We start from the raw sequence: 13,167 nt of genomic DNA on the forward strand, positions 1-13,167 counted from the left end.
TGAATTTCCTATGAAAATAATCAGGTATTTTCTTGCCGGATTCCTGGCCTGGACCGTTGCGGCTGAGGTTGCTGCCCAACCCAGCCCAAATTCGGGCCGCAATAACGACCAACGCTCGGTAAGGGAAATACCTGTTCGCGGCCCTGTCTCCAGAGGGACCCAGAACAATGCTGATAGCGATAACACAGAAACCAGTGATACAGATACCAGTAATAATTCCTCCACTGAGAGTGGTGATGACTCAACGGAAACACTGGAAGAAACAACAAACAGTTCTAATGAAAACAATACTGAAACTGGCGAGGAGCCGGAAGATTCGAGCGATACCCCTACGGACGGCGAGGATTCAGAGGAAAATACCCAGGACTCAGCCGACAGTGAATCAACCTGGATTTTAAATTCCAGCGGCGAGCGCGCTCCCTTTATTTACGAAAGTAACAGCAACGAACAAGTGTTGGTGAATGTTCAGAGCGTAGAGTCCGTTAGCCTAAATGGTAGGGAATATTCACGTATCACCTCCACCGGTATCCCCAACTATAAAATTGAAATCACCCAGGAAATTCTCGACAGTCTGCTCAATCGCCCGAAAGCCTACAGCGACTTTCTCAGTGACAGCCCCATGGTACAGGTGGGCGATGTCATCAGCTTTGGTGAGAATATTGGCTACCGCAGTAACTCTTCCTGTGGCGCCGATGCTGGTTATGGGTTCTGGCCGCCGGGCCCGGTATGTCCGGAAAATGTTGCCCATGAGGGCTATATCCCCAACTCCCCGGAAGCCGCTACGGAAGACTGTGAAACCGGGCTCGGTGTACAGGGCTACTGGGTTAACGGCACTTCTATTTATCAGTGGAGCGATGGCCAGTCCGTCAACAACACCTGGCATACCCTGGCGCCCTTCGCCGAAGTTTATGATGTGGATATCTGTGGTGGTCACGCAGCCAATGGCGATTACCACCACCACTTCTACAGCAGCTGCCTGGCGGAACTGGTGGGCGATGATGGCAGCGGCCACTCGCCGGTTTACGGTTACACCGCCGACGGTTACGCCATTTATGGCCCATGGGAAGACGCTGGCGTGTTGGCGCAAAGCAGCTGGGCCATTCGTGACTACGACAATCCCAATTCCGCCAGCGGCTGTGGCGAGGCCGGTGCACGTACCTGCCTGCTGGTCGATGAGTACGATATCGACCGTGGAGTAGTCAGCACCAACAGCAGCGGCCCCTCCACCGACGGAAGCTACTCTTCCCTATCCGGTAATGAATTTACCACCAGCGCCGGATTCTTTTACGAGGATTACTATTGGGATGCCAACCTGACCGCCCGTGGCGGCGCTTACCTGGACCAGTACAACGGGCATAGCGACAGTGAGCGCGGCTACCACTATCACTTGACCGTGAGCGAAGACAACAGTGGAAAACTAATTCCGGCCTTCCCATTTACCTTTGGTCCCCGCTTCTATGGAAGGCTGGATGACCAGACCATCGTCAACCGGTGCTCAACCACCGTTGGCCGATAATTGATGCGCAACCCAGGAGAGAGCAGCTTATGAAAATGCACAGGTATTTTACTGCCGGGTCCCTGGCCTGGCTGATAGCGGCGTGCAGTCCCACACTGTCGGCCCAGCCCAACCCTCATACGGGTCACAACGGCGATCAACACCCTGTCATAGAAATCCCCGTGCATATGGCCGCACCGAGAATTGAACTGGATATCAGCAGGGATCGCATGTCCGGTTTTAATTTACATATTGCCTATGACCGCTTTGAACTGGAGTCGCCCCGTTATGCCAGCGATAAGCCCCAACACTTCCTGGAGGGGCACGCACATCTCTATATCAACGGTGAAAAAGTACAGCGGCTTTACGCCGCCGACGTACATTTGCCGGAGAAACTACTGAAGCCGGGCTTCAACCAAATTACTGTGACTCTTAATGCGCACGACCACAGCACCTGGAGTCGCGGCGGCAAGCGGGTTTTGGCAACCCTGTTTATCCAGCGCGATAAGGACAACTTTGTTCTGCACCGCTTTTCCACTTCACCTATTGGCCCAAGTGAGGGCGATGAAAAGGGGAACGCCTCGCTCGGTATAGCCCATAATGGCCGGTGAGCAGCTGGTGATTACCCCGCTGTTTTTCACCAAACTTGCGCGGAGAAAATTCGGCACAGTCGCTTCTCAGAATGACTGTTGAAAGCAGACGCAAAGATATATTGACTATGAATTTCGAAAGCCGTTTACCTTTTACTTCTGCACTGATAGTAGGCAGCAACTTAGATTGCCCACCTATTTACTGTAGGTGTACGCTTGGGTAATCACCCGCATGGGCAATGCCCGAAGTGGCGGAACGGGAGAGTCCGCTGTACTGACTGTCCGCAGGAAGGACTACATAAAAGATGTCATTAAATATTCGCAACAAACTCAGCCTGGCCTTTTTACTGACTACAGCAATTACGGTCGGCGGTATGTTTGTATTCTTCCAGTGGAGTTTCAGCCACGGCTTCCAGGCTTATATGCGCGCACAGGAGCTGCGTGATGTAGAGGGGCTGGTGCAGGCACTGGAGCGCTTTTATAGTCGCAAGGGCAGCTGGCAATCACTGGAAGCCAATGGCTCGGAATGGGTGGACCTGCACCGACAAACCATTTTTAGACAACTGGGGCACCGCCCTCCACCCCCACCACCGGGGGCAGGTCCAAGGCATCGCCCCCCCATGGGTAACCAACTGGGCCCCCGCCTAAGTCTGTTCGATAGTGAAAAACAGCTGGTCATTGGGCGTCCAGCCCCAGCGAAGGAATTACTTTTTCAGCCCATTCAAGTGAAAGGTAAAACCGTCGGCTATCTCACGATCAACCCCCCTCCCGCCCTTTCCAACAATTACGAACAGGGCTTTATTCGGGAGCTGTCCCGCACTTTTGCGCTGATTTCCATCGCCACTTTTGTTCTTGCCCTGGCCATCGCCCTGCCCCTGGCCTGGCAGTTGGTACGCCCTATCCGCCGCTTGGCCGAAGCAACCCACCGTCTCACTTCGGGAGACTACAAAACCCGAATCGATATCGAGAGACGTGATGAACTGGGCCAGCTGAGTGCAGACTTCAACCGTTTGGCAGCAACTCTGGAAGCCAATGAACACGCGCGCAATCGCTGGATGGCCGATATTTCCCATGAGTTACGTACACCACTGGCAGTACTCAAAGGGCAAATTGAAGCGTTGCAGGATGGTGTACGCACAGCCACACCGGAAAACCTCAATATTTTGCACGATAAGATTCGCCAGCTCAGCCGTTTGATCAATGATCTCTATGAACTGTCTCTCTCTGATGCCGGCGCCTTGAACTATTGCAAATCCGACCTCCCCCTTGGACCACTGCTGACCAGGGTGGTAGAGGATTTTAAAAGTGCTTTTGCCCAGAAAAATATCGACCTGCAATTACAGTGTGAGCTGGGTGAAAATAAATTCATTTACGCCGATGAGGCGCGTTTACAACAGCTGTTTGGCAACCTCCTCACCAATAGCTTGCGCTATACCGACAGTGGCGGCCAGTTAAAAATCGCTGCCCGCGCAGAAGCGCAAACAGCTATTATCACCTTTGCCGACTCCTCCCCCGGGGTCACCAGTGCGGACATCCCCCACCTTTTTGACCGCCTCTACCGCACCGACGCCTCACGCAGTCGGGAAACCGGAGGTGCGGGTCTGGGGCTGTCGATTTGCCAGAATATTGTTAAAGCCCACGAGGGTAGTATTTCCGCCGGCCCATCCCGCCTGGGTGGTCTGGAAATTAGTATTTTTCTCCCTCTCACCGAGAGGATTAAATGGTAGGAATAATGGCCGCAAGGATTTTAATTGTCGAAGATGAAACAGAACTGGCCAACCTGCTGCTGGATTATCTTGAAGCAGCCGGTTACCAGGCCGACATACTCACCAATGGCAATGAAGTCATCCCCCATGTTGACGCCCAACCCCCAGACCTGATTTTGCTGGACCTGATGTTACCAGGGAAAAGCGGCCTGGAGATTTGCACGGCAATCCGCCGCTACAGCAACGTGCCGATCATTATGCTGACCGCTAGAATTGAAGAGGTGGACCGCTTACGCGGTTTAGAGGTTGGCGCGGACGATTATGTATGCAAACCCTATAGCCCCAGGGAAATTGTGGCCCGAGTCAAAGCCGTTTTGCGTCGCACTCACAGTTCAGAGCAGCAGAGATACGGAGAGATCCAACTGAAGTGTAGCACCGGCCAGCTGCTAATCGGGGGGCAGGATGTAGGCTTAACCGCACTGGAGTTTCACCTTTTCGAGCTTCTTTATAGTGAGCCCGGCCGTATTTTTTCACGCGACCAAATTATGGACCGTATTTATTCGGACTACCGGGTAATCAGCGATCGAACCATCGACAGCCACATTAAAAAAGTGCGTAAGAAAATTGCGGCCTTGCTACCGGATAAGGAATTAATCCATTCTGTCTATGGAGCCGGGTATAAATTTGAAGTGCAGTAATTATTACCGTGCAAATACTCAGCTCACTTTACTTTGAAAAAAGCTGGGAGCCAGGCTCCCAGCGATAGCACTACAAAGCCTCGGTGGCCGCCTGTAACCAGGAAGCGGTTTTTTCACTTACCAGCGGTGTAACGGCCTCCCGAACACGTTGGTGATAGCGATTCAACCAATCCCGCTCCTGGGAGGAAAGGAGTGCTATATCGATCAGCTCCCGGTCAATCGGCACCAGGGTTAACTCCTCAAACTGCAAAAATCCAGGATAATCCGCACTCTCTTTTACAAACACCAGATTTTCAATACGGATACCGTATTGACCGGTGAGATAAAAACCAGGCTCATTCGAGAGAATCATGCCCGGTTGCAGCGGGGTTTTGGTGATCGCTTTACCGATACGCTGCGGCCCCTCATGCACACTGAGAAAACTGCCGACACCGTGGCCTGTTCCATGGGCATAGTCCAAACCCACATCCCAAAGGGATCTGCGCGCAATCGCATCGATCTGTTCTCCACAGGTGCCCTGCGGAAAACGTAGAGTGGCAATAGCAATATGCCCCTTCAGCACTCGAGTAAAGTGCTCTCGTGCAAGCACGGGAATTTCGCCCAAGGCCACCGTGCGGGTGACATCGGTGGTGCCATCGGGGTATTGGGCACCGGAATCACACAGGTAAATCCCCTCTGCCGGCATTTTCAGGCTCGACTCCGGGCTCACCCGGTAGTGCACTATGGCGCCATTGGGGCCGTAACCGGAAATTGTCTCAAAGCTGTTGCCGCGGAAGCCTTCCCGCTCCTCGCGCTTGCTATACAGCAACTTCACCGCCGCAAGTTCATCCAACCCTTTTTCCACCGCAGTGGGCAACTCAGCCAGGAACTCACACAGTGCTGCACCATCGCGCTCGTGCGCCGCCCTGGAACCTGCCAACTCCACGGCATTTTTGCACGCCTTGGCCTGTGTCACCGGGTCCCGCTCCAACAGCAACTGTAAATCCAGGGCGCGCAGCTGCTGCAGGGTCCAGCAATTACTGATCGCAGGGTCTACCCAGATTCTATTCACATGGCGGCGACGCAAACCTTCAAACAGTTGGCCCTTCTCAGTCACCACCATCACTTCCCGCTCTAGATGCTCCAAAAGCCCTTCGCCGACCGCCTGCTCGGCCAGATACAAAATTGCACTGCCGTCCCTAAAAAGCACCCCGCTGGAAAGCGCCACAGGTAAGTGGGGAATATCGTCACCACGGATATTAAACAGCCAGGCACAGCTCTCGGGGTTTGGTAGCCACAAGGCGTCTACACGTTTTTCCGCCAAAAGCCTAGCGATACGCTGGCGCTTGTCATTGGAGTGCTCCCCGGTAAACACATAGGGGTGGGGGCAGGCTTGACCGCTGGGAGAGGCCGGTCGATCCCGCCAAATCGTATCAATTGGGTTCTGCTCCAGGGGCTTCAGGGCGATATCCCGTTCAGCCAGATATTCTCTCAACAGCGCCAGCCCCGGCTCGGTATGTAGACGAGGATCAAAACCCAGCGACTGCCCCGCGCTCAACTGATCACCCACCCACTTGGCGATGACCTGATTACTTAGGTCCTCCAGAGCGATCGGCAAATCCCCCAATTGCTGCTGACCTTGCAGGGTATAGCGACCATCCACAAACAGGGCTGCTTTATCCAGTCCAATCACCGCCATACCCGCTGATCCGGTAAAGCCAGTGATCCAGGCCAAGCGCTCATCTGCCGCAGGCACATACTCGTTTTGATACTCATCGGCCCGGGGAACCAGAAAAGCCTCCACGCCCTGTCGCCGCAACTCTTCCCGCAATAGCTGTAATCGTTCCTGACTCATACTTCCCCCATGGTTTTCCAGCACCCAAGCCACCTATGCAGCCGAGTGACCAGCTGCTGCTCTTTGTGATGACCTTGACTCGACTGAAAAGTCGAATTGATTCAAAAAGATGTTCTGGAGTGCCAGCCGCGCTGGCAGCTCCGCCCATTGACACCACCGAAATGGTTTATATGCCCCAGTTTTAGAGACCAATTTCGCAGTATACCCCACCCTTGTAGCAGTGCCGGCGTGTATAATGCAGGCCTGTTTTTCTTCCGAATATCGAGTGATCGAACCTTAAAATATGGGCCAGAGTTCTTCCCTGGCGGGCTTTGCCGGCCGCCGCACCTTCGCAATTATTTCCCACCCGGACGCCGGTAAAACAACCGTGACCGAAAAGCTACTTTTATTCGGAAATGCCATTCAGCTGGCAGGTTCGGTAAAGGGCAAAAAAGGTCCACACGCGCGCTCCGACTGGATGACCATGGAGCAGGAGAGAGGTATCTCGGTTACTTCTTCGGTCATGCAGTTTCCCTACAAAGAGCGCACGGTTAACCTACTCGATACACCTGGACACGAGGACTTCTCCGAAGACACCTACCGGGTACTTACCGCAGTGGACTCGGCATTGATGGTGATCGACGGTGCTAAAGGTGTCGAAGACCGCACCATCAAACTGATGAATGTGTGCCGACTGCGCACCACACCGATTCTCTCGTTCATCAACAAATTGGACCGGGATATTCGCGACCCCATCGAAGTGATGGATGAAATTGAGGAAGTCCTGAATATCCAGGCCGCACCGATCAACTGGCCTCTCAGTTCTGGCAAAAGCTTTAAAGGGGTTTATAACCTCTACACCGATACCATCCATGTATTCACCCAGGGCCAGGGCCACACCATTCCCGACGATATTCAGATCAAAGGGCTCGACTCTGCCGAAGCCGATGAGCTACTCGGTGAATACGCTGAGGACATCCGCGAGGAAATCGAACTGGTGCGCGGCGCTACCCACGAGTTCAGCCTGGAAGCCTATCTGGCTGGTGAACTCACTCCAGTATTTTTCGGCACCGCCCTCGGAAATTTCGGTGTGCGTGAAATGCTCGATGGATTTGTAGAGTGGGCGCCAGGCCCGCAGTCTCGCGCTACCCAGGAGCGCCAGGTCGAGCCGAACGAGGAAAAATTCTCCGGATTTGTGTTTAAGATCCAGGCCAACATGGACCCCAAGCACCGCGACCGTATCGCCTTCATGCGTGTTTGTTCCGGCACTTATACCCGGGGTATGAAAATGAAGCATGTGCGCATCGGTAAAGATGTAAAAATTGCCGACGCGGTAACATTTATGGCTGGCGACCGCACCCATGTGGAAGAGGCTATTGCCGGCGATATTATCGGCCTGCACAATCACGGTACTATCCAGATCGGCGACACCTTTACCGAAGGCGAGCCCCTAAAATTTACCGGCATCCCCAATTTTGCCCCCGAGTTATTCCGCCGTATTCGCCTAAAAGACCCACTGAAATTAAAGCAACTGCAAAAAGGCTTGCAGCAGCTTTCTGAGGAGGGCTCCACTCAAGTATTTTTCCCACTGGACAACAACGACATTATTGTTGGTGCCGTGGGTGTTCTGCAGTTTGAAGTGGTCGCCTACCGCCTCAAGGACGAATATAAGGTGGAAGCCATTTACGAAAATGTCAATGTGAATACCGCCCGCTGGGTGGAAAGCGAAAGCGTCAAAGAATTGGAAAACTTTAAACGCAAAGCGAGCACCAACCTCGCTATAGATGGCAGCGGACACCTAACCTACCTGGCGCCCACCCGGGTGAACTTGCAGTTGGCTGAAGAGCGTTATCCAGATATTCGCTTCTATGCAACTCGCGAACACTAATTTACCGGCATTATTCGTGGAGGAAGTATTTCCTCCCGGAACGCATGAGCTGTAGATTGAGATACCGATAATGAGTCAGCAAATTGATTTACCTGTAGAAATCCCCCGTCTCGGCAATAGCATCACCGCCGCTATTGGCAAGATCATAATACGCTTGATGGGCTGGAAACTGGAGGGCACTTTTCCAGCTGAAAAAAAGGTAATGGTGGCTCTGGCTCCGCACACGTCCAATTGGGATTTTATCGTGGCCATGCCTTTTATCATGGCTTATCGCGTGAAGATTTCCTGGCTGATGAAAAGAGAAGCCTTTTTCTTTCCATTTAAAGGGCTCTTTATGTGGCTCGGTGGCGTGCCCACCAACCGTGGTTCCGCCGGGGGGATCGCCAAACAGGTTGCCACACAGTATCGGAAAAATGAAAAAATGTGGGTGGGCATCACCCCGGAAGGCACTCGAAAGAAAGTCACCAAGTGGAAGAGCGGCTTCCTACGAATCGCCTACGCTGCGGAAGTACCAATTTTACTAATCGCCTGGGACTTTTCCCGCAAACGTTTTTGTTTGGATTCGCTCTATTGGCCCACCGGGAATCTGGACGAAGATATGAGAGAAATCCAGTATCGCTTCAGTAAATACCAGGGTTTCCACCACAATATGGAAACCGATACCTCGGAGGGCAGTGAATCCTCCCGTGATAGAACTTAGTAACGATTTAACATTCACCACACTTCTGATACTTACCGCGGTGGCTTTCGCCGCGGGCTTTATCAACGCCATCTCCGGTGGCGGCGGCCTGATTACCCTGCCCGCACTTTTATGGGCTGGCCTCCCGCCGCTGGATGCCCTAGGCACCAATAAATTCCAGGCCGTCTTCGGTACTCTCTCATCCAGTTTTAACTACTTCCAAAAAGGGCACTTACAACTCAGGCCTCTGTGGCCCGGCTTGGTGGCTGCAATGATCGGCTCTTGCCTAGGTACCTGGGCAGTCACCAAACTCGGAGTTGAAACACTGGAAACACTTCTACCGATACTAATTATTGCCATCGCCCTCTATTTCTCTTTTTCACCACGAATTTCCGATATCGATTCCCAGCCGAGAATGGGCTCGGGGCCCTTTAACCTACTAATCGGTGGTGGAATTGGTTTTTATGGGGGGTTTTTTGGTCCCGGTATGGGAGCATTCTATGCCCTGGCATTCGCCGGGCTACTCGGTTTCAACATGCGTAAAGCCACTGCATCGACCAAACCGCTAGTATTAGCCACCAACATCACATCACTAGCGATATTTATGCTGGGCGGCCACTTTTCCCTGATACTAGGCATCACAATGGCTGCCGCCCAGATTATCGGTGCCAGGCTCGGATCAAACCTGGTTATCGCCCATGGGGCCAGATTAATTAAGCCAGTGATTATTTTCGTTACCCTGGCCATCGCGATAAAATTGCTTCTGGAGCCGTAAAAGTGACCCTGTTCCTTACCTTGCTGCTGTCCTTCTGTGCTTTTGTGATTGTCATCTGGACTTTGATGCACCTGCGCACCCCGCGCTTTCGTATGGACAGGGCTAGTTTTATTAAAGGCCTCGAAGATGCCATTACCGGCCAAGCTAGTGAAAGTGAGTGGCGTGCTTTGGTAGCAATTCCAATGCGCCACGATCCAGAACTGGAAAAGATGCGCCTCAAGTGCCTGGAAATAGAAGAGCACGAGTCCAGCGATAGCCCGCCCTATTTGTTCACCGAGAAGGGGCTGGAACAGCTGCGTCAGATTCGCAGTAAGCTACTGATCAATACACCTAACAAATAATCAAAATCTTGAGTCAACGAGTGTTAATCAAGGATAAACATATGTTTAAACCATTGCTGTCCCTTACTGGGGGTCTTATTGCAACCGCAGCGATCGGTATCGCCCAAGCAAAGCCACTGGCCCAGGAAGACCTGTCTGTGGCCGAAGTGCTGCGCGATCGCGCCCTGGCTTCCTCCAATGCCTATAGCATCGTTGAGTCATTGACCGTGGAAGTGGGACCCCGTCGCGCGGGTACCGAAGGTGATGAGCGCGCAGTGGCCTGGGCCCAGGAAAAAATGAAATCCCTGGGATTCGACAGAGTCTATACAGAGCAAATCGAAGTCCCCCGCTGGACACGAGGACATGCGCACGCCCAGGTAGTCTCCCCCTACCCACAACCGCTGGTGGTTTCTTCCTTGGGCTACAGCGTAGCAACTCCCGAAGGTGGCCTCACTGCAGAGATCGTCGAATTTCCCGATGTAGAGAGTTTGCTGGAGGCTTCACCCAAACAGGTGAAGGGAAAAATTGCCTTTATCAATAAGCGTATGGCAAAAGCGCGTACGGGAGAGGGCTACGGCCCCGCTGTGCAAGGTCGCAGTAAAGGTATGCGCGCAGCTGCAGAGAAAGGCGCCGCAGCGCTACTATTACGTTCCGTGGGCACTGACTCTGACCGCTTTGCTCACACCGGCATGATGTCCATCGACAATATCGAAAACCCGGTACCCGCACTGGCGCTGTCCGCCCCAGATGCGAATCTCTTAGAGGCCATGTTGAGTCGTGGCAAACCCGTGGAAGTGAAGCTCGATATAGACAACCAGCGTCACAGTAATGGCCCCTCATTTAATGTAATCGGTGAGATCACCGGTCGCGAGAACCCTGAAGAGGTCATGATTATTGGCGCACACTTGGACTCTTGGGACGAAGGCACAGGCGCGCTGGATGATGGCGCCGGTGTCGCCATTGTAATGGAAACCGCTCGTCTGATTGCAGAACTCCCAGTACGCCCGCGCCGCACCCTACGCGTAGTCCTCTTTGGCGCTGAAGAAATAGGCCTGGTCGGTGCCAAGCAGTACCTAGATGCACACCGCCACGAGCTGGATAACATTATTGCCATCTCTGAGTCTGATTTTGGCGCTGGTAAGATCTGGCGTTTTGACACACGTTTGCCGGAGAACAAGTTCGATATTGCCGATCAAATGATGCAACTATTGGCGCCCCTTGGTATTGAACGCGGCAATAACCAGTCCTATGGCGGACCAGACAGCAGTGTATTTGTAGCTGAAGGGGTTCCCGCTTTCGGCTTATACCAGGATGGCACCGATTACTTTGATTATCATCATACCCCCAACGATACTCTGGATAAGGTAAAGCCTGAGAACCTGCGCCAAAACGTTGCAGCCTGGGTAGTGATGTCCTTCCTGGCTACCGAAATGGAGGGCAACTTCGGGCGAGTGCCAGTAAAGGCGGAAAAATAAACTAGCTCCGCGAAGCAGAAGAAAATGCCCCACTAGGTGGGGCTTTTTTATATCTTAATTCCCTATCGCTGTTTTTCCATGTTTGTACCACTTCTAAGTTATTCACAAACTAACAGCCCATCTCTGTTTCCCCATAGTGACAATTCTATTAACAGGCTGTTACTAACAGAATCCATGGACAGACCTGTGTATAACTCCGGGATATCCACGCTCAGGCCCCTGTTTCCGTGGGGCCCTTTTCAACGGGTAAAAAAGCACCAGCCATTTATCCACTTTCCACAGGCTGGCTTTACTAACAGAAAGTCTGGATAGACTTGTGCATAACTGCGGTATATCCGCGCCAGGGCCCGTGGTTGCTTGGGATCACCAAAACGTGTAAAAAATCACCGAATTTTTTATTGGTATTGTTGTGTCAATTTTTCAGCGCAATGACTTTCTGTACTGTAAATTATTTTTAAATTTCGGATTTTTTTGGGATAGGCAGGCGACAGATTAAATAAAGCAGCGTGTCTTCTGCATTACTTATTTTTATTATGTTTGCAAAATTTATCAGGAAAGTACTTTATTTATAGAGTTAGAAATCTTCCAGTGGTTTGAGGAAGTTTTCTAGTTTATTAGGATTTTAATCGAGTTGGATTTTTCAGCGGAAGTATTGCGAGTAAAAATTCGGCTGGAAGTTGGCCGGTGTTTTATTTTTCTCCAGAGCGGATTTTTCTTCCAACTCTTTTTTTATTTTCTGCTTTTATTATTTTTATTAACTATTTTTTCACATATAAAAAAAGGGCCACCCATTGGGTGGCCCTTTCGGATTAGAAGCCTGACGATGACCTACTCTCACATGGGGAGACCCCACACTACCATCGGCGATGTTGCGTTTCACTTCTGAGTTCGGCAAGGGATCAGGTGGTTCCACAACTCTATTGTCGTCAGGCAAACTGGCTTGGGTTGGCGTTGGTCTTATGGGCGTTTGCCCTGCGCTGCCGTTTGACTGTTCGTTTGCCACTGCTTTTTTAGCAGTTAACAGTCAACCCAAATAAGTCGGTAAAACAATCTGTAGTAATACACCGCAAGCGATTGTATGTCTCTTGCTCACAATCCGCTAGCTTAGCTAGTCGTTAGTAACCATCTCTGTTGTATGGTCAAGCCGCACGGGCAATTAGTACTGGTTAGCTCAACGCCTCACAACGCTTCCACACCCAGCCTATCAACGTGGTAGTCTTCCACGGCCCTTTAGGACTCTCAAGGAGTCAGGGAAATCTAATCTTGAAGGAGGCTTCCCGCTTAGATGCTTTCAGCGGTTATCCCGTCCGAACATAGCTACCGGGCAATGCCACTGGCGTGACAACCCGAACACCAGAGGTTCGTTCACTCCGGTCCTCTCGTACTAGGAGCAACTCTTCTCAAATTTCCAACGCCCACGGCAGATAGGGACCGAACTGTCTCACGACGTTCTAAACCCAGCTCGCGTACCACTTTAAATGGCGAACAGCCATACCCTTGGGACCGGCTTCAGCCCCAGGATGTGATGAGCCGACATCGAGGTGCCAAACACCGCCGTCGATGTGAACTCTTGGGCGGTATCAGCCTGTTATCCCCGGAGTACCTTTTATCCGTTGAGCGATGGCCCTTCCATACAGAACCACCGGATCACTATGACCTACTTTCGTACCTGCTCGTCATGTCTGACTCGCAGTCAAGCGCACTTATACCATTATGCTCATTGCATGA

10 protein-coding genes and 2 rRNA genes (1 of these 12 only partly in view) are annotated in these 13,167 nt (G+C 52.1%); 9 read left to right on the top strand and 3 right to left on the bottom strand.

Annotation, left to right across the window (positions count from 1 at the left end):
* The first annotated feature begins 10 nt into the window (after positions 1-10).
* The 4 genes from ACXAFI_RS16005 to ACXAFI_RS16020 all read left to right on the top strand — a co-directional run bounded on the left by ACXAFI_RS16005 (position 11) and on the right by ACXAFI_RS16020 (position 4,489).
* Positions 11-1,516, top strand: a complete 1,506-nt coding sequence (locus tag ACXAFI_RS16005; RefSeq protein WP_475109601.1) for a YHYH protein — start codon at positions 11-13, stop codon at positions 1,514-1,516.
* A gap of 29 nt (positions 1,517-1,545) precedes the next feature.
* Positions 1,546-2,106, top strand: a complete 561-nt coding sequence (locus tag ACXAFI_RS16010) for a hypothetical protein (RefSeq protein WP_475109602.1) — start codon at positions 1,546-1,548, stop codon at positions 2,104-2,106.
* 284 nt (positions 2,107-2,390) lie between these two features.
* Positions 2,391-3,812 carry an ATP-binding protein gene (locus tag ACXAFI_RS16015; protein ID WP_475109603.1) on the top strand — a complete coding sequence of 474 codons (1,422 nt, stop codon included), beginning with the start codon at positions 2,391-2,393 and terminating at the stop codon, positions 3,810-3,812.
* Between the two features lie 5 nt (positions 3,813-3,817).
* On the top strand, positions 3,818-4,489 hold the full coding sequence (locus ACXAFI_RS16020) for a response regulator (protein WP_475109604.1): 672 nt from the start codon (positions 3,818-3,820) through the stop codon (positions 4,487-4,489).
* Positions 4,490-4,559: 70 nt separating this feature from the next.
* Here the strand turns inward: ACXAFI_RS16020 and ACXAFI_RS16025 are convergent, their stop codons facing one another.
* Positions 4,560-6,323 carry an aminopeptidase P family protein gene (locus ACXAFI_RS16025; protein WP_475109605.1) on the bottom strand — a complete coding sequence of 588 codons (1,764 nt, stop codon included), beginning with the start codon at positions 6,321-6,323 and terminating at the stop codon, positions 4,560-4,562.
* A gap of 283 nt (positions 6,324-6,606) precedes the next feature.
* On the opposite strand from ACXAFI_RS16025, the gene ACXAFI_RS16030 reads away from it, so the two are divergent.
* From ACXAFI_RS16030 to ACXAFI_RS16050, 5 genes are all read left to right on the top strand, one after another.
* Positions 6,607-8,190 carry a peptide chain release factor 3 gene (locus ACXAFI_RS16030; protein ID WP_475109606.1) on the top strand — a complete coding sequence of 528 codons (1,584 nt, stop codon included), beginning with the start codon at positions 6,607-6,609 and terminating at the stop codon, positions 8,188-8,190.
* A gap of 70 nt (positions 8,191-8,260) precedes the next feature.
* The gene (locus ACXAFI_RS16035; RefSeq protein WP_444921000.1) at positions 8,261-8,890 is read left to right on the top strand and encodes a 1-acyl-sn-glycerol-3-phosphate acyltransferase; all 630 of its coding nucleotides are present in this window, start codon (positions 8,261-8,263) and stop codon (positions 8,888-8,890) included.
* Positions 8,877-9,644: a TSUP family transporter gene (locus ACXAFI_RS16040; RefSeq protein ID WP_475109607.1), complete on the top strand. Its 768-nt coding sequence runs from the start codon at positions 8,877-8,879 to the stop codon at positions 9,642-9,644. The genes ACXAFI_RS16035 and ACXAFI_RS16040 overlap by 14 nt, the downstream gene beginning before the upstream one ends.
* A gap of 2 nt (positions 9,645-9,646) precedes the next feature.
* Positions 9,647-9,985 (top strand): hypothetical protein, encoded by a 339-nt coding sequence (locus ACXAFI_RS16045; protein WP_444920999.1) that lies wholly within the window; start codon positions 9,647-9,649, stop codon positions 9,983-9,985.
* 41 nt (positions 9,986-10,026) lie between these two features.
* Positions 10,027-11,439, top strand: a complete 1,413-nt coding sequence (locus ACXAFI_RS16050; protein WP_152451272.1) for a M20/M25/M40 family metallo-hydrolase — start codon at positions 10,027-10,029, stop codon at positions 11,437-11,439.
* An 815-nt stretch (positions 11,440-12,254) separates the two neighbouring features.
* Here the strand turns inward: ACXAFI_RS16050 and rrf are convergent.
* Positions 12,255-12,370, bottom strand: a 5S ribosomal RNA gene (gene rrf, locus ACXAFI_RS16055).
* Positions 12,371-12,574: 204 nt separating this feature from the next.
* A 23S ribosomal RNA gene (locus tag ACXAFI_RS16060) occupies positions 12,575-13,167 on the bottom strand (it continues 2,288 nt past the right edge of the window).

It is taken from the genome of Microbulbifer sp. ABH2_005 (assembly GCF_056160005.1).

Coding starts and splice junctions, on each gene's coding strand:
- ACXAFI_RS16005 (WP_475109601.1), top strand. CDS start 11: ATGAAAATAATCAGGTATTTTCTTGCCGGATTCCTGGCCTGGACCGTT.
- ACXAFI_RS16010 (WP_475109602.1), top strand. CDS start 1,546: ATGAAAATGCACAGGTATTTTACTGCCGGGTCCCTGGCCTGGCTGATA.
- ACXAFI_RS16015 (WP_475109603.1), top strand. CDS start 2,391: ATGTCATTAAATATTCGCAACAAACTCAGCCTGGCCTTTTTACTGACT.
- ACXAFI_RS16020 (WP_475109604.1), top strand. CDS start 3,818: ATGGCCGCAAGGATTTTAATTGTCGAAGATGAAACAGAACTGGCCAAC.
- ACXAFI_RS16025 (WP_475109605.1), bottom strand. CDS start 6,323: ATGAGTCAGGAACGATTACAGCTATTGCGGGAAGAGTTGCGGCGACAG.
- ACXAFI_RS16030 (WP_475109606.1), top strand. CDS start 6,607: ATGGGCCAGAGTTCTTCCCTGGCGGGCTTTGCCGGCCGCCGCACCTTC.
- ACXAFI_RS16035 (WP_444921000.1), top strand. CDS start 8,261: ATGAGTCAGCAAATTGATTTACCTGTAGAAATCCCCCGTCTCGGCAAT.
- ACXAFI_RS16050 (WP_152451272.1), top strand. CDS start 10,027: ATGTTTAAACCATTGCTGTCCCTTACTGGGGGTCTTATTGCAACCGCA.